At 66.4% G+C, this 18849-nt stretch carries 23 protein-coding genes; 11 read left to right on the plus strand and 12 right to left on the minus strand.

Annotated features, from left to right (window positions below):
• The first annotated feature begins 69 nt into the window (after window positions 1-69).
• The 4 genes from J2S35_RS02375 (at window position 70) to J2S35_RS02390 (ending at window position 5825) form a co-directional block, all read left to right on the plus strand.
• Window positions 70-1056, plus strand: a complete 987-nt coding sequence (locus tag J2S35_RS02375; RefSeq protein ID WP_309849415.1) for a WcbI family polysaccharide biosynthesis putative acetyltransferase — start codon at window positions 70-72, stop codon at window positions 1054-1056.
• Window positions 1050-3590: a glycosyltransferase gene (locus tag J2S35_RS02380; RefSeq protein WP_309849416.1), complete on the plus strand. Its 2541-nt coding sequence runs from the start codon at window positions 1050-1052 to the stop codon at window positions 3588-3590. Before J2S35_RS02375 ends, J2S35_RS02380 begins: the two co-directional genes overlap by 7 nt.
• A gap of 295 nt (window positions 3591-3885) precedes the next feature.
• The gene (locus tag J2S35_RS02385; protein WP_309849419.1) at window positions 3886-5349 is read left to right on the plus strand and encodes an amino acid permease; all 1464 of its coding nucleotides are present in this window, start codon (window positions 3886-3888) and stop codon (window positions 5347-5349) included.
• An 86-nt stretch (window positions 5350-5435) separates the two neighbouring features.
• The gene (locus J2S35_RS02390; protein WP_309849421.1) at window positions 5436-5825 is read left to right on the plus strand and encodes a VOC family protein; all 390 of its coding nucleotides are present in this window, start codon (window positions 5436-5438) and stop codon (window positions 5823-5825) included.
• Between the two features lie 116 nt (window positions 5826-5941).
• Here the strand turns inward: J2S35_RS02390 and J2S35_RS02395 are convergent, their stop codons facing one another.
• Entirely contained in the window at window positions 5942-6781 is an 840-nt protein-coding gene (locus tag J2S35_RS02395) for an alpha/beta fold hydrolase (RefSeq protein ID WP_380083894.1), read from the minus strand.
• A gap of 448 nt (window positions 6782-7229) precedes the next feature.
• Here J2S35_RS02395 and J2S35_RS02400 point away from each other — a divergent pair, with 448 nt between their 5' ends.
• Both J2S35_RS02400 and J2S35_RS02405 read left to right on the plus strand, forming a co-directional pair.
• Window positions 7230-7736 carry a TetR/AcrR family transcriptional regulator gene (locus J2S35_RS02400; RefSeq protein ID WP_309849424.1) on the plus strand — a complete coding sequence of 169 codons (507 nt, stop codon included), beginning with the start codon at window positions 7230-7232 and terminating at the stop codon, window positions 7734-7736.
• Between the two features lie 29 nt (window positions 7737-7765).
• A complete protein-coding gene (locus J2S35_RS02405) occupies window positions 7766-9430 on the plus strand; it encodes an ABC-F family ATP-binding cassette domain-containing protein (protein ID WP_309849427.1) in 1665 nt (554 codons plus the stop codon).
• Window positions 9431-9441: 11 nt separating this feature from the next.
• Here J2S35_RS02405 and J2S35_RS02410 read toward each other — a convergent pair whose 3' ends face one another.
• Window positions 9442-9843: a hypothetical protein gene (locus J2S35_RS02410; RefSeq protein ID WP_309849429.1), complete on the minus strand. Its 402-nt coding sequence runs from the start codon at window positions 9841-9843 to the stop codon at window positions 9442-9444.
• Between the two features lie 29 nt (window positions 9844-9872).
• Window positions 9873-10352 (minus strand): VOC family protein, encoded by a 480-nt coding sequence (locus tag J2S35_RS02415; protein WP_309849432.1) that lies wholly within the window; start codon window positions 10350-10352, stop codon window positions 9873-9875.
• Between the two features lie 277 nt (window positions 10353-10629).
• Here J2S35_RS02415 and J2S35_RS02420 point away from each other — a divergent pair, with 277 nt between their 5' ends.
• Both J2S35_RS02420 and J2S35_RS02425 read left to right on the plus strand, forming a co-directional pair.
• Window positions 10630-10911, plus strand: coding sequence for a hypothetical protein (locus tag J2S35_RS02420; protein ID WP_309849434.1), 282 nt, complete (start codon window positions 10630-10632; stop codon window positions 10909-10911).
• Between the two features lie 205 nt (window positions 10912-11116).
• Window positions 11117-11632 (plus strand): tetratricopeptide repeat protein, encoded by a 516-nt coding sequence (locus J2S35_RS02425; protein ID WP_309849436.1) that lies wholly within the window; start codon window positions 11117-11119, stop codon window positions 11630-11632.
• A gap of 108 nt (window positions 11633-11740) precedes the next feature.
• On the opposite strand, the gene J2S35_RS02430 is transcribed toward J2S35_RS02425, so the two are convergent.
• The 4 genes from J2S35_RS02430 to J2S35_RS02445 all read right to left on the minus strand — a co-directional run bounded on the left by J2S35_RS02430 (window position 11741) and on the right by J2S35_RS02445 (window position 13367).
• Window positions 11741-11986 (minus strand): type II toxin-antitoxin system Phd/YefM family antitoxin, encoded by a 246-nt coding sequence (locus tag J2S35_RS02430; protein ID WP_309849438.1) that lies wholly within the window; start codon window positions 11984-11986, stop codon window positions 11741-11743.
• A 126-nt stretch (window positions 11987-12112) separates the two neighbouring features.
• A complete protein-coding gene (locus J2S35_RS02435; RefSeq protein WP_309849441.1) occupies window positions 12113-12730 on the minus strand; it encodes an AAA family ATPase in 618 nt (205 codons plus the stop codon).
• Window positions 12715-13137 (minus strand): type II toxin-antitoxin system VapC family toxin, encoded by a 423-nt coding sequence (locus J2S35_RS02440; protein WP_309849443.1) that lies wholly within the window; start codon window positions 13135-13137, stop codon window positions 12715-12717. Before J2S35_RS02440 ends, J2S35_RS02435 begins: the two co-directional genes overlap by 16 nt.
• Entirely contained in the window at window positions 13134-13367 is a 234-nt protein-coding gene (locus J2S35_RS02445) for a FitA-like ribbon-helix-helix domain-containing protein (RefSeq protein ID WP_309849445.1), read from the minus strand. Before J2S35_RS02445 ends, J2S35_RS02440 begins: the two co-directional genes overlap by 4 nt.
• A 109-nt stretch (window positions 13368-13476) precedes the next feature.
• Here J2S35_RS02445 and J2S35_RS02450 point away from each other — a divergent pair, with 109 nt between their 5' ends.
• Both J2S35_RS02450 and J2S35_RS02455 read left to right on the plus strand, forming a co-directional pair.
• Window positions 13477-13632: a hypothetical protein gene (locus J2S35_RS02450; protein WP_309849448.1), complete on the plus strand. Its 156-nt coding sequence runs from the start codon at window positions 13477-13479 to the stop codon at window positions 13630-13632.
• 80 nt (window positions 13633-13712) lie between these two features.
• Window positions 13713-14219 (plus strand): GNAT family N-acetyltransferase, encoded by a 507-nt coding sequence (locus tag J2S35_RS02455; RefSeq protein WP_309849450.1) that lies wholly within the window; start codon window positions 13713-13715, stop codon window positions 14217-14219.
• A 297-nt stretch (window positions 14220-14516) separates the two neighbouring features.
• On the opposite strand, the gene J2S35_RS02460 is transcribed toward J2S35_RS02455, so the two are convergent.
• The 4 genes from J2S35_RS02460 to J2S35_RS02475 all read right to left on the minus strand — a co-directional run bounded on the left by J2S35_RS02460 (window position 14517) and on the right by J2S35_RS02475 (window position 15810).
• Window positions 14517-14774: a type II toxin-antitoxin system RelE family toxin gene (locus tag J2S35_RS02460; RefSeq protein ID WP_309852996.1), complete on the minus strand. Its 258-nt coding sequence runs from the start codon at window positions 14772-14774 to the stop codon at window positions 14517-14519.
• A gap of 86 nt (window positions 14775-14860) precedes the next feature.
• Window positions 14861-15103 carry a type II toxin-antitoxin system Phd/YefM family antitoxin gene (locus tag J2S35_RS02465; RefSeq protein WP_309849452.1) on the minus strand — a complete coding sequence of 81 codons (243 nt, stop codon included), beginning with the start codon at window positions 15101-15103 and terminating at the stop codon, window positions 14861-14863.
• Window positions 15104-15274: 171 nt separating this feature from the next.
• Window positions 15275-15484: a HepT-like ribonuclease domain-containing protein gene (locus J2S35_RS02470; protein WP_309849455.1), complete on the minus strand. Its 210-nt coding sequence runs from the start codon at window positions 15482-15484 to the stop codon at window positions 15275-15277.
• Complete coding sequence (locus tag J2S35_RS02475; RefSeq protein WP_309849458.1) at window positions 15481-15810, minus strand: nucleotidyltransferase family protein; 330 nt, start codon at window positions 15808-15810, stop codon at window positions 15481-15483. Before J2S35_RS02475 ends, J2S35_RS02470 begins: the two co-directional genes overlap by 4 nt.
• Before the next feature lie 664 nt (window positions 15811-16474).
• Between J2S35_RS02475 and J2S35_RS02480 the strand changes: the two genes are divergently transcribed.
• Complete coding sequence (locus J2S35_RS02480) at window positions 16475-17338, plus strand: hypothetical protein (RefSeq protein WP_309849460.1); 864 nt, start codon at window positions 16475-16477, stop codon at window positions 17336-17338.
• Window positions 17339-17776: 438 nt separating this feature from the next.
• Here J2S35_RS02480 and J2S35_RS02485 read toward each other — a convergent pair whose 3' ends face one another.
• Entirely contained in the window at window positions 17777-18694 is a 918-nt protein-coding gene (locus tag J2S35_RS02485) for a hypothetical protein (protein ID WP_309849462.1), read from the minus strand.
• Window positions 18695-18849: the final 155 nt, after the last annotated feature.

Raw genomic sequence — 18849 nt, forward strand, 5'->3', positions numbered from 1 at the left:
CCCGAATTATGGCACGCGGGAAGACCGGTTAAGGCCCGCGCCCGGAGCGGACCTGGTTAGATGAGAGGCATGGACCCCTTGGATGCCGCTCGGCGCCGCCACTTTGGACACTTCTACGGGCTGGACGGCCTGCCGGACGGGGACTCCCCCTTCGTCGTTGTCCACGGCAACTGCCAGGCGGGCTCGCTGCGGAGGCTCATCGAGGCCGCCGGGGCGCGGGCCGTGCGCATCCCTCCCGTCCACGAGCTCGCCCCGGACGACGTGCCCCTGCTCCACGCGCTCGTGGCACGGGCTGACGCGCTCGTGAGCCAGCCGGTGGCCGCCGGATACCACGACCTCCCCCTGGGAGTGTCCGACCTCGCGGCGCTCCTGCCCGCCGGGGCGCCGACGGTCCTCGTGCCCGTCCTGCGGTTCGCGGGGCACTTCCCGTTCCAGGTCACGGTCCGACCCTCGTTTGCCCCGTCTATTGACCCACCCCTTGTGCCGTACCACGATCTTCGGACGATCATCGTGGCCAGCGAGTTTCCCCGCGAGCGCGCCTTCACCCCTGCCATGGCCGCCCGTTTCGAGGACCTCACCGACTCTGTGACAACCGAGGCAGTGCAGCGGGTGGCCGCCGCCTCCGTCGAGGCGATGGCCGTCCGGGAACGCCACCACGGCACGGTGGCGGTCTCCCCCGTCCTGGCCGGCGAGGTCAGGCTGCGGCGGACCCACCACACGCTCAACCACCCCACGAACGCGTTCTTCGAGAGCGCTGCCGTCCCCGTCATCGCGGCACTTGCGGAGGCGCTCGGCGGCGGGGCGGGCCTCGATCCCTCCCCCAGCGCGCCGGAGGCCGAGATGCTCGGCGGGATCCGCGCGCGGATCGAGCCCGTCGCGGAGCGCGCCTTCCCCGGCGCCGTCACCGCCGGCCCCTGGACCGTGGGCGGTGAGCCCCTCGCCGACGACGCCCTCCGGGACGCCCAGCTCGCCTGGTACCGGGACAACCCGGGGTTCGTCGACGCCGGGCTGGCGCGCCACGCGGACACGCTCGCCCTGTTGGGCCTGCCGTGCTGAGCGCGGGCCGGCCGGGCTGCGCCGCCCTCCCCCTCCACCTTGTCGTGGGGCCGCCGACACACGGGGTGGCGCTCTACGCCGCGCAGATGGCCGAGGCGCTCGGCGCCGAGATCCGCCGGGCCTCGACGCCCGAGGACGCGCTGCGCGCCGCCCACGAGATCCGGGACGCGGGCCTCGAGCGGGTCCATCTCCACGTCACTGACCACCTCTTCGGGCGCTCCCCGGCCGAGGCTGCGGAGAGCATCGAGGGGATCGCCGCCGTCGTCGGATCCCTCAGCCTGACGCTCCACGACATCCCCCAGGCGAGCGACGGCCCGCGCAACCTCCGCCGCCGCTCCGAGGCGTACGCCCGGATCATCCGGGCGGCGGACGCCGTGGTGCTCAACTCGCGGCACGAGAAGCGCCTCCTGCGGGAGGCCGGCATTCCCGCGGCGCCGCTGACGGGCGTCATTCCCCTGCCGCTCGTCCCGGGCCCCCGCGCGGAGGGGGCGGCCGAGGGCGGCTCTGGCCCCGAGGCGGGGGCGCGCGGTGCGGCCTCAGCGCCCGAGGCCGCCGTCGCTGACGGGTCGTCAGCCGAGGCGGCGGCGCAGCGCGCGGGCCGTCCCGCGACTCTCGGCCTCTTCGGCTACATCTACCCCGGAAAGGGCCACGCGGAGCTCATCGAGGCCGCCGCCCGGCAGGACCCGCCCGCGCGCGTCCTCGCCCTCGGCGCGGTGGCCACGGGCCACGACGAGCTCGTCCGCGAGCTCACCGCCGCCGCCACGGCCCGCGGCGTGGACTTCGAGGTGACCGGGTTCATCGAGGACGCCGACCTCCCCGCCCAGCTGGAGCGCGTGGACGTGCCCGTGTGCTTCCACCGCCACTTCTCCGCCTCGGGCTCCCTCAACACGTGGATCTCGGCCGGCCGCCGCCCCCTCGCCCCAGACACGCGCTACACCCGCGAGATGGCGGACCTGCGCCCGGGGACGCTCACGCTCGTGCCAGACGAGGCGAGCCTCGCCGGGGCCGTCCGCCGCGCCCTTGCCGACCCAGCCTCGACCCGCCTGGCTCCCGGCTCCCTCCCGCACGGGCTCGCGGACGCGGCCGCCGAGTACGCCCGCTTCTTCGAGCGGGCGGCGGCCGGGGTGCCGCAGGCGAGCGTCGTCGTCCCCTACTACGACGACGGCACGTCCGCCGCCCCGGCCGAGCGTCTGCGTCTCATCCTCGACGCCATCAAGGGCCAAAGCGCGCGGGACCTCGACGTGGTGGTGGCCGACGACGGCTCCCCGCAGCCGCCCCACCTGCCCGGCTGGGCGCGGCTCGTGCGGCAAGAGGACCGCGGGTTCCGGGCGGCCGCTGCGCGCGGGCTCGGGGCGGACGCGGCGTGGGGCCAGACGCTCGTCTTCCTCGATGCCGACACGGTCCCGGACCCCGACTTCGTGGAACGCCTGACGGCGCCGCTGCTCACGGGCGAGGCCGACCTCGCCGTCGGCCGGCGAGACCACGCCTGGCTCACCGGGCCAGAGGCCGGCACGCCGCTCGACTCCCCTGCCTGGCTGCGAGACGCCTACGCGCGGACCGAGAACCTCGCGGCCGCGGACGCACGGGCGTATCAGCTCGTCATTTCTGCCGTCTTGGCGGTTCGGCGGGACCTCTTCGAGGAGATCGGCGGGTTCGACGAGTCCCTCTCCGGCTACGGCGGCGAGGACTGGGAGCTCGCTCACCGCGCGTGGGAGGCCGGCGCACGCATGATCCACGTCCCCGAGGCCCGCGCGGTCCACGACGGCCCCGACTGGGGCGAGCGCGACGGCCGCAGCCACGAGCGCGCGAGGCGGGAGAAGAACGCCGAGACCCGCGCCCTCGCCGAGCGGATTCCGGCCGGGTGGACCCGGCCAGCGGGGGTGGTGTTCGCGCGGCCTGAACTGGCGGTGCGGTGTGCGGGCGGGGCCTGGGATGCGGACGACGGCGATGCGCTCGCCGCGTGGATCGGCGCGCTCCTGGCCGTCCGGCCCGATGCTCGGGTGGAGCTCCCCGCCGGGGCCGGTCCCGCCGTGGCGGCCCTCTTCGCCGCCGACCCGCGCGTGGGCGTGGGCGAGGTCCGCGGCGCGGAGACGTCGGGCAGCGCCGCGGAGGAGGGCGGCACAGCGGCGCGGGCCGCCGGCGCCCGGTTCACGCTGGTGGTGTCGAGGCTGTTCGAGCCGGGCGTCCTGCCCGCGGCGATGGCCGCACTGGACGATGCCCCGGAGAACGGGGAGCTGGGAGGTGTGCGGCGGCGCGCCGTCGTCGTCATCCCGAGCGAACCCGCTCCTCAAGGCGCCGATGCCGCCCCGCAGGAGAAGGCCGGACCGCCGCCCCGGGTGGCCGCCCGGCTGACGAGCGCCCGCGCAGAGGCGCTGCGGGCGCGGGGGCTCGGCGACGAGGCCCGGCAGCCCGAGGCGGGCCCCGAGGCGGATGCCGAGGCAGGCCCCGAGGCGGATGCCGAGGCGGGCCTGGCGGTCGAGGCCGACGCGTTCCCCCGTCTCCCAGATCTCGAGCGCACCTGGGCCGGATGGTGAGCAACCCTAAACGTGTCTGAAATCACTCTTTCCCCCGCTCGGGGCGGCCTCAATTTCTGAAACATCTCTGAAACAGCGCCCTACTCACAGGTAAATCCGGCGCAGACGGCGTTCAGCCTGCACCGAGCCGCACCCCCGCCTCCGCTCCGCCCGCGCCCCAGCACCACCCAGGAATCACCGCGCGCGCCCCTGTGACGCACAAGGCATCCCCTGTCAGCCAGTAGCCTTGGGCGAGGCCTTTTCCTGTGGCCCAGATCTCCCGCGAAAGCGACACACCCAAGCAAGGATGCGCAGTATGAGCAGTTCCATGACGAAGGCGGCACCCCCAGCCGCCGCGAGCGACAACGAAGGTTATTCGAAAGGGCTCAAAAACCGTCACATTCAGATGATCGGCATTGGCGGCGCCATTGGCTCGGGCCTCTTCGTCGGCTCCGCCTCCCGCCTGCACCAGGCCGGCCCGTCCCTCATCATCTCGTACGCGATCTGCGGCATCGTCGCCATGATCGTCGTCCGGGCCCTGGGCGAGATGGTCCTCCACCGACCCACCCCGGGAGCGTTCGTCTCCTATTCGCGCGAGTTCCTCGGCGAGGGCGCCGGCTTCGCGGCCGGCTGGTTCCACTTCCTCAACTGGGCCTTCACGATCATCGCGGACTGCACCGCCATTGCCGTGTTCCTCAGCTTCTGGCCCGGCATCCGCGACTCGGTCCCACAGTGGGGCCTGGCGGCCATTGCGCTCGCCGTGGTCCTCGCCGTCAACCTGATCGGCGTCAAGCTCTTCGGCGAGATGGAGTTCTGGTTCTCCGCCATCAAGGTCGCGGCGATCATCATCTTCATGCTCATCGCGATCTTCTTCATCGTCACGCAGGCGGACCTCTCCGGCAACGGCCAGCAGGCCACCGCGGGCTTCCACAACATCACGGACAGCGGCTTCTTCCCGAACGGCGTCTCCCCGATGTTCCAGCTCATGAGCGGCATCATCTTCGCGTTCGCCGCGATGGAGCTCATCGGCGTCGCCGCCGGCGAGGCCGAGAACCCCCGCGAGATCATGCCCAAGGCAGTCCGCTCGGTTCTGTGGCGCATCCTCGTCTTCTACATCGGCACGATCGGCCTTCTGGCCATCCTCCTCCCGACGAGCCAGTACACCGCGGGCGAGTCCCCGTTCGTCACCGTCCTCGACCGCGTGGGCTTCCACCTCGGCCCGGTCCACATGGCTGACATCATGAACGTCGTCCTCATCTCCGCCGTGGCGTCCTCGATGAACTCGGGCCTGTACTCCACGGGCCGCGTGCTGCGCACGATGTCCCTCGCGGGTGCCGCCCCGAAGTACCTCGCCAAGATGAGCTCGCACCACGTCCCGTACGCGGCGATCCTCACCACCGCATTCTTCGGCCTCCTCGGCGTCGGCATCAACTACATGTGGCCATCCGAGGCGTTCGAGATCGTCCTCGAGATCGCGACGATCGGCATCATCGGCGTCTGGAGCCTCATCCTCCTGGCCCACATGGGCATGCTCCGCAAGGTCAAGCGCGGCGAGATGGTTCGCCCCGACTTCCGCCTCCGCGGCGCGCCCGTGCTCAACGTGTTCGCGCTCGTCTTCCTGCTGACGGTGCTCGTGCTCATCGGCATCGGAAGCGACCCGCACTCGGCCCTGGCCGTGCGGATTGGCCTCCCCGTCGTGGCCGTGCTCATGGTCGGAGGATGGATGCTCGTCCGCAACCGCGTCAACGGTGAAGCCCTCGACCGCGAGGGCATGGTCTAGCCTCCCCTGCCCCGGCCCGGGTCCGTCTCGCTCAGAGGCGGGCCCGGGCCTTTCCTTGTTCCCGCGCCTGGCGTAGGGTCGCCCCCATGAGCGCACACCTGAACCTGTCCCACCTGACCATCGCCCTGGATGCCCCGGACGCCCCGGCCCTCGCGACGTTCTATGCGACGATCCTCGGCTGGGAGACTAGCCGCATCGAGTCCCAGACCGTGTGGGTCAACGTCTACCCCGCGGAGGGCACGGCCCCGTTCAGCCTCGGCATCCAGCAGGTGGAGAACTACCGCGCGCCGGAGTGGCCCAACGGCGACATCCCCCAGCAGGCTCACCTCGACTTCGACGTGGCCTCCCTCGCCGAGTCCGAGCCCCTCGTTCTCGCAGCGGGCGCCACGAAGCACCCCGTCCAGCCGTCGAAGAACGGCAACTTCATCGTGTACCTGGACCCGGCGGGGCACCCGTTCTGCCTCTGCCAGGCCTAGCCTTCAGGCCCGCTCCACGCCGACGGCGGAGGCAGGCCCAACCTTCAGACCTGGTCCATGCCGACGGCGGAGGCAGACCCCGCCGCAGGCGTCGTCGTCGGCCACTGCTTCCCCGGCTACTCCCCCGGCGCGAGGAGGAAGGAGCGCAGCGCCGCGATGAACTCCTCCGGCTTGTCCGAGTGCACCCAGTGGCTGGCCCCCTTGACCGTGAGTCTGCGGACCCGCGGGAAGAGGGCGCGCATGGCGGGGGCGTCCTCGTCGCGGACGTACGGGGAGCGCTCGCCGGCGATCCACAGGACGGGGCCGTCGAAGTGCGCCCCAGCCGCGTCGGGGAAGCCCATGATGGTCGGCAGCTCCCGGCGCAGGAGGTCGAGGTTAGGCTCCCACTCGAAACCGTCCCCGCGCCGCGCGAGGTTCTGAAGCAGGAAGCCTCGCACGCCCGGGTTCGGGATGGGGTCCGTGAGCTCCTCGCTCGCCTGTGAACGGGAGGTGAGGGTTCCGAGATTCAGCGAGGCAAGGGACGCGAGCAAGTGCTGGAAATTTCCCCACCCGGGAGGTGAGGGAACCGGGGAGATGTCGACGACGACGAGCCGCCGCACGAGGTCAGGGTGCCTCAAGGCAAGCATCATGGCGACCTTGCCGCCCATCGAGTGGCCCACGACGTCCACCGGGCCGTCCACGGCGAAGCCCTCACGAAGGTGGGCTGCTATTGCATCGGCCAGGCCCGGGTAGTCGATCGTCTCCGTCCAAGCGGACTGGCCATGGTTGGGGAGGTCAACGAGAAGACTGCGGGCCTCGGGCGCCAGGCCCGCAGCGATGCGCGTGAAGTTCTTGCCGCGGCCGAAGAGGCCGTGGAGGAAGACCACGCGGCGGGCATCCGGCGCCACCTCCTCCGAGGACGGGGCCACGACGGAATGGACGAGCGGAGCGGGCGTCAAGGGCTGGGACTGGGTCACCCTCCAAGGTTAGCGATCCGCGACGAGGCGCGCGCAGGTCAGGCAGACATGCCCATGTTGTCCAGGGAAAACTCATGTGGGAACACTACTTTGTCGTATACCCCAAGCAGGAAGGCACAGTGGGCACCGAATTGACCAGCCCATGGCCAATTCGTCCGCATCCTGAGAATCAAGTATGTTATTTGTCGTCGGCGAGCGGGCTGGAGCACCTGCGCCCGGGAAATGTGCTCACGCCAATCGCCGCCCCCTGCGGCACTTCGTCGCATATTTTTGCGATCGTCGTCATGGATATTGCCCCGGTGCTCTGCCCATGCCACCCACTCAGCAAGTCACCCGGAGGACGGGAAACCACGTGTCAGAACCTAAGCGCCCCTACCACCACGGCGATCTTCGGAGCGCCCTCATCCAGGGAGCAATTAAAGTTCTCGAAAACGGAGAGCCGTATTCCATGAGGGCTGTGGCTCGCCTCGCGGGAGTCTCCACAGCGGCGCCCTACCGTCACTTCAAGGACCGCGAGGCGCTCGATGACGCTGTCGCCATTGAAGGATTCCAAACCCTGTATGCGGAGATGAAGGCCACGACCGAGGCCACCACGGATGACACCGATCCGGTCACGGCCATCGGCGACCTCGCCATGACCTACGTGAATTTCGCGATCAGCCACCCCGCCGTCTTCCGGATCATGTTTTCGCTCGAACGAGATCGCACGGATGAGGCCCGGCATCAGGCCATCAATGCAGCCCAAGGGAACCTGCACGCATTCATTCAGCGCCTCTTCCCCGCCTACCCGGCCGATGGCCTGACGGAGGCCCTCGTGGCATTCGGCCACGGCTTCGCGTTCTTGCACTTGGACGGACGGTACGCCGCAGACGTGCCAGCGCAGGTTGAGCACCGCGTGCGCTCGGCCCTGGCCGCCCTGCTGGAGGTGCCCCCGCGGGGCACCACCGGGAGCTGACACCAAGCGGCCGTGAAAGGATTGGACGCATGTCCACCACACTGCAGCTCAAGGGGGTTGCGGGCGGCCACGGTGCCCTCGAGCTCTTCTCCGGTCTTGACCTCGTTGTCAGCGAGGGCGAGATCGCGGGCCTTGTGGGCCCCAACGGCGGCGGAAAGACGACCCTCCTTCGGATCCTGGCTGGCGAGATTCCGCCGATGGCCGGCACCGTCGTCACGTCCCCACTGCGCGCCAACGTGGGGTACCTCACTCAGCAGCCCGATGCGAGGCCGGGCGAGACCGTCCGGGAGGCCATCGCCCGCCGCACCGGCGTGGCACAGGCCACCGAAACGATGGACGCCGCGGCAGAGGCCCTGGGCAGCCCTGACGCCGGCGAGCGGGAGCACGACGCCTATTCGACGGCCCTGGAGACGTGGCTGGCCCTGGGCGGCGCGGATCTCGACGAGCGCCTGGAGGACGCGGCGGCTCAGGTGGGGCTCGACGTCGGGCTGGACCGCGAGGTTGCCTCCCTCTCCGGCGGTCAGGCAGCGCGGGTTGGCCTGGCCGGCCTCCTGCTGTCCCGCTACGACGCCTACCTCCTGGACGAGCCCAGCAATGACCTCGACGCCCACGGCCTCGATGTTTTGGAGGACTTTCTTCTCGGCCTAAATGCGCCCGTTGTCATGGTGAGCCACGACCGCCAGCTCCTCTCCAACACCGCAACCTCAATTGTGGAGATTGACCGGTCCCTCCAGCGCATTGTCGTGTACGGAGGCGGGTATGACGCGTACCTCGAAGAGCGTTCCATCAAACGCCGTCACGCGCACGAGGCCTATGAGGACTACGCAGAGCGAAAAGCGCAGCTCGAGGGCCGAGCCCGCATGCAGCGCGCGTGGATGGACAAGGGCACCAAGAATGCCATGCGGTCCGCGAAGGCGCGCGGCGGCGAGCGGGACAAGCACATTCGAGCCCATGCCCGCCGCACGAGCGAGAAACAAGCCGCAAAAGCGGCCCAGTCAGAGCGGATGCTCGAACGGCTCGAGGCCGTGGAAGAGCCCCGGAAAGAATGGGTCCTGAACTTCACGATCGCGTCCGCGCCGCGCTCCGGGGACGTCGTTGCCCGGGCCCGCGAGGCGGTCGTCGAGCGCGGCGGATTCCGGCTGGGGCCGGTCACAGTGGGGCTCGACTACGGGGACCGCGTGGCCGTCACCGGGCCGAACGGTGCGGGAAAGTCCACGCTCCTCTCCCTGCTGCTGGGGCGTCTCTCGCCGGACTCGGGCGCGGTCGACGCCGGCTCGCGCGTCGTCGTCGGCGAAATTGACCAGGCGAGAGCAGCTTTCGAGGGACCCGAAACGCTGGCACAGCGGTTTTCCACCGAAGTTCCCGAATGGCCGGACGCCGACGTGCGGACGCTCCTCGCCAAGTTCGGACTGAAGTCGGATCACGTGGGCCGGCCGTCCGAGTCCCTCTCCCCCGGTGAGCGCACCCGCGCGGGCCTGGCACTTCTGCAGGCGCGAGGCGTCAACCTGCTCGTGCTCGATGAGCCCACGAACCATTTGGATTTGCCGGCCATTGAACAGCTCGAGGAGGCTCTGGACTCCTTCGAGGGAACCGTGCTGCTCGTGACGCACGACCGCCGCATGCTGGAGTCAGTCCGCCTGACTCGGCGGTGGCACGTCGAGGACGGCCGCGTGACGGAGATCGAGGCGGGCTAGCCTGAGACGCTTTAGGCCTCCGAGGCATCCACATTCACGGGGGGCAGCTCCATCCAGTCCAGCTCAACATCGCCCGCAGTGGCCCGGACCGCCTCGTAGAGGCTCTCCGCCGCGCCAAGAGCGGAGCTGAATCCGTCCTCACCGGCCGAAGCCAGGATGAGCATCCAGTCGGTGTCGTCCGGTATGCGAGAGACATCCACGGAATAGCCTCCCCAGAAATAGGCTTCGACGCCTTCGGGGACATCGGCGTCGGGGGCCCGATGGAGGTCTTTGAGGAAGCGACTCACGGCTTCCTCGGCCGCGGTGCCGCCCACGACAGCGCCAACGCGCACCAGCGTCGAGAGATCGTAGGGCCAGTCCTCCAGCCATTCAGTGCTGGGCTGGAAGGACGTGACAAGCGAGTGGTCAGGCATGGTGCCGTCTCCCCTTTCGGTGGCTTTTCTCATTGTCCCGCAACGTCAGCCTTGCCGCTGAGCCGGGGTGACCGAGCCCCGCGCATGTCTTGGGCGAGCATGACAAGAATGCCGCTGGGTCCGGTGATGTACGTCAGCCGATAGATGCCCTCGTACTCCGCGACACCCCGAAGCGGCAGGTGACCGTGGCGGGCCGCGATGACGAGTGCCTCATCCAGGTCATCCACTTGAAACGCCAGCCGGTGCATGCCCACATCATTGGGGCGCGTCTGAGGCGTCTCAACGGCAGGCGGGGCGATGTACTCGAAGAGCTCGACGCGGCCGTGCCCGTCCGGGGTCCCGAGGAGCGCGATCTTGGCGTGATTCCCATCCAGCCCCACGGCTGTGTCCGCCCAGGGGCCACTCACCTCATCACGGCCGAGGACATGCAGCCCGAGATCGGTGAAGAAGTCCACGGCCTCATCCAGATCTCTGACGGCAATACCAACGTTGTCCAGGGAGATGGTCATGGTGCCAACGCTACGGGATCACTGCCGCCGCCGTTCCCATCGCGCCTGCTCGCAGTGAAGCGGCAAGTCCTGGCAACATATCGTATGTCATGGCTACTGCTGCCGCCGCTGTTCCGCATGGACCGAGGAGATGATGATGACGAGCGACCTTGACTTCGACGTAGCGGTCTTCGCGCGAATACTCAGCGGGCTGGAAGCCCATCTGCCCATTACGCAAGAGCTAGAAGAGAGGATCTTCAAGGGCAGAGGGTCGCCCTGGTGGTCTCAGCAAGAACACATGACGAGCTGGTTCCGCTCCCAGGCGACTACAGGCTCAGGGTCTTTCACGCGCGCCACACCGAACAGGTCAGCCAAGACCACCTACAACAGGCTCCAGAGCCCCGAAGGCCTCGTCTGGATTGCCGAGGCCCTGGGGGTCAACCCGATTCTCTTGCAAATGGTGGTCAATGATTCTGCTGCCGTCCCCAGCCGCAGCCGCTGCGCGTTCTTGCGCAAGGAGCTCCCGTGGAGCATGATCGCCGAGCTCGCGCAGCGCAGGCTCCGAGAGGGCCCTCAATAGAGCGTTGATCTAGGTGCCGTGGATTCTGACACTGGTTCCACCCGCCAGGGCGAGGGCAGACGGAGGCGCGGGCGAGCAAGCTGTAACAGGTGCCGCCTGCTTAAACCGCCGTCCCGCCACCGGAACCAGCCCCACGCAAACAAAGGCCGCGGGCCGCATAGCCCTCCCCGTCACAAGGGCCCCTTTTCATGGCAGACTCCTCCCCATGACATACACCGTGGATCAGTGGGAACAGAGCGTCCGGGACCTCTGGGATCGGTTCGATTCCCTCGAACGCGAAGAGGGCGTATCTGCGATGCAGGACCTCGTCGAGAAATGCCCTGCACCGGACGGCCGGGCTGCCTTCGAGGTGGCCGGCATGTATGACTCCATGGGGTTTGAGGCGGAGGCTGGTGCCGAATACGAGCGCGCTCTATCCCTCGGCCTCGACGACGCCCGCCACGCACAGCTCGCCGTCCAATACGGGTCAACACTGCGCAACCTCGGCCGATTCGACGAAGCCATCGCCATTCTCCGCAACGCCCCCACACACGAGGCCACCGGGAACGCACCTCGCATCGTCCTCGCCCTGGCCCTGCACAGCGCGGGCCGCAAGGACGAGGCCCTGCGCGTCGCCATCGAGTCCCAGATCGACACGCTCCCGCGCTACCACCGCTCCATGCGCAACTACGCCGCGGCCCTCACCGACTCCCCTGCCCCGCACAGCCAACCACAGCTCTGACCCTAGATTCCGACGACAGACAACGCCTCGCGACGAATCCGATACGTCGTCACCGGTAGACCTCTCGACGGTGGCCTACTCTGAGCACGAGGCCCACCAGTACGTCGCTTAGAGACCGATCTCGCGCTGGAGCTCTTCGTGCGAAACCCGCCCGGCTTCGCGCCGCGCGTCGGCAGCAGCGAGAACGTCAGCCTGGTCCTCTAGCGCCTGCACGGCACGGTCGTAGAATTCCGGGGACACAACCACCGCACGGCGACCGGCGCCGCGGGAAGTAATCTCGACAGGCTCGCGCTGGGCGGCTGCTATACATTCGCTCTGGTGACTGCGGAACTGGGATAGGGTCACGGAGGTCATGCCAGTATCGTACAACTTGTACAAGTTGCAGCCGAGCCGACTGCCATAACGAATCACCCCGTCAATGCCATGCCCAGCTGGCCCAACCCCGGGCCGAGGACGTTTTTGGCAACATGGCGTATCCCCCTAGGGGCCGAGTAGGGCGAGCGGGAGCACCCCAAGCCCGTCCGAGCGCCGGTAGGCGTCGAGCTGGAACCGTCGCGCCCGCCCGCTCAGGCCCCGCATCCCGGGGAATCCGGAGGCGACAATCTCGTCGACGTAGTCAGGGAGTGCCATCGGCGACTCCCCCTGTATGTCGGCACGTCCACGAAGCAGCTGCGACAGGCCCACGGTTGGTTCGACGAGGCCCCGCTCCGGGATCGTCATCGAGCGCATTCGAAGCCGGCCGATCCATCCTGCTCCAGAGTGCTGGATCGTCCCGTCCTGGGGACTGGCGCTGCCTGCGAGGAGGAACTGGCCGCCTGAGGAGTCGTCGTCTACCGCTCGCTGCACGACGTCCCAAACCTCCGGCACCTGCTGCCACTCGTCGATGAGCTGTGGGCGCGCACGCCGGAGGATGCTCTCTGGGTCAGCAACAACAGGGGCACGAACTGCCTTGGAGTCCAGCTTCGCTGGGCCCACGACCCGCTGCTCGGCCGTCGTGGTCTTGCCTACTGCTTTGGCCCCGTCCAGCGCGAGGGCCCCCACGACAGGGAAGAGCTCATCCCCGCTGTCCGGAATGGCCTGTGTCAGCGAGCCGCCCAAGGATCAATCAGATCCACACCCGTGTGCACGAAGTCCCTCACGTTCCGGGTCGCACACGTGGCATCGCGGGCCAAGCAGATCGCAGCAATCTGAGCATCTGCGGTGCTCATGGGCGCACCGGCGGCATGTCGAGATGCCAGCACATCAGCATATTTACGCGCTGCGATGTCATCGAAGGGCAGCACCGAACGGGTCCCTAAGTACGGCTCAATGGCGGCCTCGATCTCGGACTCCAGAGCCGCCCGGCGGCGTCCTTCTGGCAGCCGACGGACGCCGGCCAATAACTCGGCGAGAGTAACGGACGTGATGGCCACGTCATCCGTAAGTGACGACATCCACTCCACCACGTGCGGATCCGGGGCTGGCCGAAAGACTTCCGAGATGACATTGGTATCAAGAATGATCATTCAAATTCCACCCAACGCGCGACGTCATTGCGTTCAGGAACATTGAACTCCGCGATCCCCCCGGCCGCCTGCCCCGCGGCCAGCAAGGCCATTCCGACATGGGGCCGCCGGGCGGCCGCAGTGAGAATGGCTCGGACCTCGGCCTCCATTGACCGGCCGTGCTCCTTTGCTTGAGCAGCCAGCCGCTCCTTCACGCCAGGGTCGAGCCCCCGGACCACTATGGATGACATCTAGAACCACCTCCCGTGCTATCAGGGATGATAGCAGCCGAAGCTTGGCCCCCGTCGCAACCCACCCACCACCCTTGCTCAGCAGACCCGCGTCACGGAAGGATGAACCATGCAGTCAACCGAGCGTTGCATGCCCGTCGGTAACGAAGTGGGCCTCCGACGCCCCACTGTCGTCGTGACCGCCGGCGGAGTGCTGCACAGCACCGTGGGGCCTGCCCTCCTGGCTGAGATCCGCGAGATGCTCGGGCTTCTGATCGATCTATAGGCAACATTCACTGCCGCGTATGCCGACCCTTGACACCAGGCCGCCTTCGAGCGAAATATACTTGCAATTACAATGAGCCAGTGACTCCGCCAAACACTCAACGTCTCCGCTTCCGCCGCATGCGCCCTACTGACATCGATCTCATGGCCGACATGCTTGGGGACCCTCAAGTCATGCGTTTCTACCCCGCACCGAAGACGCGTGAACAGTCAGCCAGGTGGATCACGTGGAACGAAGAGAACTACGCGGAGCACGGCTACGGCCTATGGATCGTTGAGACACGCGACGGGGAGTTCGTCGGCGACTGTGGCCTCACCTGGCAAGACGTGAACGGCACATCCAGGCTCGAAGTCGGCTACCACGTCGTCCCTGCGAAACAGGGCCATGGCTACGCCACCGAAGCCGCTATGGCATGCCGCGACTACGCCCGTGACGTTGTCGGCTCGCCCGAATTGGTTGCAATCATCCACCCCAAAAACGAGGCGTCGGAACGAGTCGCCCGAAAACTCGGCATGCATCGATTCGAAGACGACCACGGCGGAATCGTCCCTGTCCGAACGGTCCTCGGGATGACCTTTAGGTCGTAGCGAATGAGCATCGCAGTCATCGCCAAGACTCACAGCCGTTCAACAATCGAGAGAACTGACAGCGAAACCGCCGGACCCCGACAGGGGTCCGGCGGTTTAACAAGAGGTTGAAGCGGAACGCGGCTAAACGATAGAACGAAACTCCACCACATCTCGGCGGATACCAACCTTTCAAAGGTCACCACGCGCGACCGCGCAGGTCAACCTCGACGACAGGCAAAGAAGTGAGCGGCGATTCGATGGGCAAAACGAGCAGTGGTTGACCTGGCGCATCGAATATCGGCTGGCCAGTGCGGATTATCGAGCGCTCCGCAGCTGAGATCTGACTCCACCCACACCCGCAACGACAATCTCCTGATCGCCTACGCGGATGTCACGCCGTGCCCACCCGACGTGGCCGCCTCGCACTACCAGGACCACGAACTCATCGTCCTGGACGTCGTAGATGACCCAGTAGTCGCCGACGCGAATGCGGAGCTCGCCGTCCCCGCCGCTCAGCTGCAGACTTCCAGGCGGACGCGGAACGTCTGCGAGGTTTTGGATAGCAGCCTTCAGGGGTCAGCAACCTGCGGATGAAGCCGCCGAAATGTCTTCGCGGCTCTGCGCGCGATCGTCATCCGGTAGCTCATGTCAGCCCGGGATCAAAGCCCAAGCTCTTCCGTCAGGTCGTCGAAGGGAATACGAGGCTCTTTGCGCGCTTCTGCCGCATCGCGAATGTCAGCCTGGTCCTCCAACGCCTGCATCGCACGGTCGAAGAACTCTGGCGACACGAGGACAGCACGACGCCCCGCACCGCGGGAGGTGATCTCGACTGGCTCCCGCTGCGCAGCCGCGATGTAGTCGCTCTGGCGGTTACGGAACTCGGAAAGAGTCGCTGAAGTCATGTGTCTGTCGTACGACTTGTACAAGTTGTGCACAACGTTCATCTATGGTTCCGAAGACCCCTCGGATCACGCCAGAGGTTGAAGCGGAACGCGGCTAGACGTTAAACCGGAATCCCACTGCGTTCCGTAACCGAGCAACCTCTCGAGCGTCGCAGCGAGCTCACGCGGAGGTCACTCGTTGCGAACGTGACCCCGCAACGCGTCGGCCAGCGGTGGCAGATGAGTCTCCACAACATCGCGGACGACGTCGGCGTCGACCCCGAAGTACTGGTGGACGAGGATGTTGTGGAAGCCCCGGATCTGCGGCCAGGGAACCTCCGGATGCGCAGCAGTGATGTCCTCGAGAACGTCAGCGATGCGCTGAGCAGGGTCACGGCTCATAGGGCGACCGCGTCCACGAGAGCCGAGGTTGAGATCGGACGCTTGAGCAACTGGAGGGGGAAGATGTCGATATCGTCCCGGTCGAACAGGGCTCGCGTCTCCTCCATCAGACCGGAAGCCCGCATGAGCAGGTTTCCGTCCGACGGATCCATCTCGACGAGGATGTCGATGTCGGAGCTCGAGTGCGCGGTTCCGCGAGCGACCGAGCCGAACAGCTTCGGGTTCGTGGCACCGTACCGGTCGAGGAGCATCTGGAACTCCTCACGACGCGCGACGAGGAGCTCGCGCAGGGCGAGAGTCTCGGACGTCGTGGTGTCCTCGTGCATACCTCCAAGATACCGGCCCGGGCCCGAGCACGGGCCGACGTCCGGCCGGCCGCCATACACGCACCGGCCAGCTCTCCGCCACAAGTCGTCCTAGTCCTCGCCCAGCACGTCGCCGGACACTACGACGAAGTCCTGCAGGTCGCTCTGAACGCACGAATCGACACCCTGTCGTGAATCGGCCCGGGTTTGTTAGAGAGCGTTCGTTGAACACGCGCCCGGGGTCGCCCCAGCTCATGGGCTCTCCGGTGACTTCACTCGAGGGAGCTCAAGACGTTGCACACTCCCCTGGCAACATGAGAGACAAGAAGGCACATAAACGAAACCGCAACAATTCGCGCCCGCACCCAGAAGCCCGGCAGGGTGTCACGAACGGCGCAGCAACGTCACAAGAATATCGACCAGCCTGTCGACTCGGCGCGGCGCGCCCTGGCACGGACGATGATGGGACGGGACGTGAGCCCCGAGCTACACCGACGACGGGACAGCCTGGCTCGATGCTGGACTTGAGTGACCTCACTGAAGCCGACTTTGTCACCTCGCCGTCGGCCGAACAGGGGTCGGGCAGCCCGCTGAAGTCGTGATCGCCAGCGGTGGAATACTCGATGAACCCAACGTGATGCAGGTAGTATCTCGGTCCCGGCCCATTCGTTCCAGCGGAGCGAAGGTGCATATCGAGACCGACGACGACAACCACTTCAGCGCCCCACCGGCGACCCAGTGCCAGCACGTGCGCTCGGTCTCCGTCACCCGGCTCAGCGAACCGCCAGGCACCGTGGGGCCAATCCTCCTGACTGGCGTCCGCGAGGTGCTCCGCCTGCTGATTGTTCCAACATGGCACGATGGAGTCATGGATGCGGCCAACGAGGTTTACATGCAGGACGAACAAGTTGCTTTCGGGTTCGTGCCAGGGCCTTCGCATTCAGACTTGTTCCGCATCGCGCGCTTCGCGGAGACGCTTGGGTATGCCATGACAATCCGGAAGCGGGGTTATACCCTTGAAAAGGTACAGCATCAACTGCGCGAGGACGGCCCGAGCGCCTTCCTCCGGCTCACCCAACTGCAGGAAGACGTCTCTCCCAAGGCTTCCGCCCCACAGGCCATGCAATACGTTGCAGAACGCCTGGGGCGCTTGGCCCCGCAAGTCGAGCTCATCATCACTGACCCGTACCTCTTCACACGTAGCGCCCGCAACGACATCGACGCCTACTCGCAGTCCGTAGCCAGCCTTATCGCTCCACTCCTTGCCAACGGCGCGGAGCTCATCGCTATCGTGGACGAGGACGTTTCGCACGCAGACGTTCGTCATGCGGTGCTCACTCAGCTTACGGCGGCGCGCGGCGACACCGAGATCCGCGTAGTGGGATCCAAAGACTTTCACGATCGTTTCTGGATCGCAGACCGATGCCGGGGCGTGATTATGGGCACGTCTCTATATAAGATCGGACGCAAGATTTTCTTCATGGATGCCCTCAGCAACAGCGACATCGCAGCAATACTCGAGGAAGCAGAGACCGCATTGGCCCTCTAGACATATGAGGCCGCGACGTAGGCTATTGAAGCAAGGACGACTGGTCGAAGGCGGCCAGCACAATACGCACGGGGCCGACAATAGTTGTAGGGGTCACCGCCGGGCATTTAAAGTAAAGATATTGTCAATATAGACGTAACCCCAATGTCGCTATATTGGGGCAGGTTACAGAAAATCAGATCGACGTCTCATCACTCGGAGAAGAGCTGCCGCGTTGATCCCATCCGACGCGTCGCGCCTGCGGCAGTCCGCCGAACAAGCACCTTCCTCCTACATAGCCAACGGCAAACTCAACATCGTAGCGCGCTAATATCCAAACCGTCCACATTTTCATGGCCCCAGCCTTGGCATAGACAGAATAGCGAGAACCACCTGATCAGACAGCGAGCCTGTAGCAGACGAGGGCTAAGAAAGAGCAGCCCATTCGTTGATCTGACTTCACATGGACGGTCTATTTCGGAATTCTAATGCACCCTGGTCAACGTATCCAAGAAGACTGGTGACTAGCATTAAGGCTTGAATGCAATTGCGCCGATTGAATTGGCGCGAGGATACGCCGTGGACACTAGCATGGCGCGAATAGTAATACGGCACCTTGTCGCCTTTGTCCTTCCAGAATGCCTCGTGTGCGTTCCAGATAGGCAACCACACGAGCGCGTCTCGGATGCCCATCTCGTCGATCGTTTCGGGTACATCAGCGCCCTTTTTGCGATTCGTGATGGCCTTCCGGGCCTTCATGTCGGGATAGAAGCGATAGATCAGCGTGTCTAACGTGACGGTGAACATAGCCTGAGCTGAACGAAAGTGACCGGCCCGCATGGCCCCGAGACCGTCGAGGGCGAAGCTCAATTCATCTTTGATCGTCTCGTGGCCTACACGTTCCAGCACGGCGGAACAATCCTCCATGAGCGACTCGTAGCAGTCGCCGAGCACCCGTCGACGTCCTGCTCGATCCTTTGCCCGCAGCAACCGCAGGGCTGTCCGCCCCCGCGGCACGAGGTAAAGCGGGATACCCTCTTGCTCAACGAAATCTTGAACTTCATTCGCCCAAATCTCGTCTGCATGCCCCTTGAGGTTGGGGGGTAACAGAGCGCGGTTGAGACCGTGGAGTGCCTCCGGATCGAAGAACGAACCGAGGGACGCTCTCAACCCCTCCATAGTCCTCGCGTTCTGCTCGAAGACCCTCCCCAGAATCTCCTGGGTCGCAGGACTGAAAACCGGAGCACGCAGCGCGGGCAGGTCGAGCGGTGGCACCGAGAAAGTTGGGAGGCTGGCGACGATTGAGGCCATCTGCTGTTGGTGACGCTCGTTCATCGGGGCAAGGGTTCGGCGGGCAAGGGCGCTGAGATCGGGCACCTCCCATCGAATGGGGTCCTGTAGGGGCGTGACGATCCTGGCCAAGGCATCACTCAAGTTGGGGAAAAGGGACTGGGCGAACACTGGCGGGAGGCGAAAGCCACGAACCCGAGCGAGACCCTCCACCCGGCTCAACCGATCGTGACTCCTTCCCC

The organism is Falsarthrobacter nasiphocae (genome assembly GCF_031456275.1).
Classification (GTDB): domain Bacteria; phylum Actinomycetota; class Actinomycetes; order Actinomycetales; family Micrococcaceae; genus Falsarthrobacter; species Falsarthrobacter nasiphocae.

Bases quoted from the DNA above. Each gene is read 5' to 3' on its own strand.
- J2S35_RS02375 (WP_309849415.1), top strand. From the start codon at position 70: ATGGACCCCTTGGATGCCGCTCGGCGCCGCCACTTTGGACACTTCTAC.
- J2S35_RS02440 (WP_309849443.1), bottom strand. From the start codon at position 13,137: ATGATCATTCTTGATACCAATGTCATCTCGGAAGTCTTTCGGCCAGCC.
- J2S35_RS02465 (WP_309849452.1), bottom strand. From the start codon at position 15,103: ATGACTTCAGCGACTCTTTCCGAGTTCCGTAACCGCCAGAGCGACTAC.
- J2S35_RS02390 (WP_309849421.1), top strand. From the start codon at position 5,436: ATGAGCGCACACCTGAACCTGTCCCACCTGACCATCGCCCTGGATGCC.
- J2S35_RS02415 (WP_309849432.1), bottom strand. From the start codon at position 10,352: ATGACCATCTCCCTGGACAACGTTGGTATTGCCGTCAGAGATCTGGAT.
- J2S35_RS02445 (WP_309849445.1), bottom strand. From the start codon at position 13,367: ATGTCATCCATAGTGGTCCGGGGGCTCGACCCTGGCGTGAAGGAGCGG.
- J2S35_RS02405 (WP_309849427.1), top strand. From the start codon at position 7,766: ATGTCCACCACACTGCAGCTCAAGGGGGTTGCGGGCGGCCACGGTGCC.
- J2S35_RS02475 (WP_309849458.1), bottom strand. From the start codon at position 15,810: ATGCACGAGGACACCACGACGTCCGAGACTCTCGCCCTGCGCGAGCTC.
- J2S35_RS02400 (WP_309849424.1), top strand. From the start codon at position 7,230: ATGAGGGCTGTGGCTCGCCTCGCGGGAGTCTCCACAGCGGCGCCCTAC.
- J2S35_RS02450 (WP_309849448.1), top strand. From the start codon at position 13,477: ATGCAGTCAACCGAGCGTTGCATGCCCGTCGGTAACGAAGTGGGCCTC.
- J2S35_RS02420 (WP_309849434.1), top strand. From the start codon at position 10,630: ATGACGAGCTGGTTCCGCTCCCAGGCGACTACAGGCTCAGGGTCTTTC.
- J2S35_RS02430 (WP_309849438.1), bottom strand. From the start codon at position 11,986: ATGACCTCCGTGACCCTATCCCAGTTCCGCAGTCACCAGAGCGAATGT.
- J2S35_RS02470 (WP_309849455.1), bottom strand. From the start codon at position 15,484: ATGAGCCGTGACCCTGCTCAGCGCATCGCTGACGTTCTCGAGGACATC.
- J2S35_RS02425 (WP_309849436.1), top strand. From the start codon at position 11,117: ATGACATACACCGTGGATCAGTGGGAACAGAGCGTCCGGGACCTCTGG.
- J2S35_RS02410 (WP_309849429.1), bottom strand. From the start codon at position 9,843: ATGCCTGACCACTCGCTTGTCACGTCCTTCCAGCCCAGCACTGAATGG.
- J2S35_RS02385 (WP_309849419.1), top strand. From the start codon at position 3,886: ATGAGCAGTTCCATGACGAAGGCGGCACCCCCAGCCGCCGCGAGCGAC.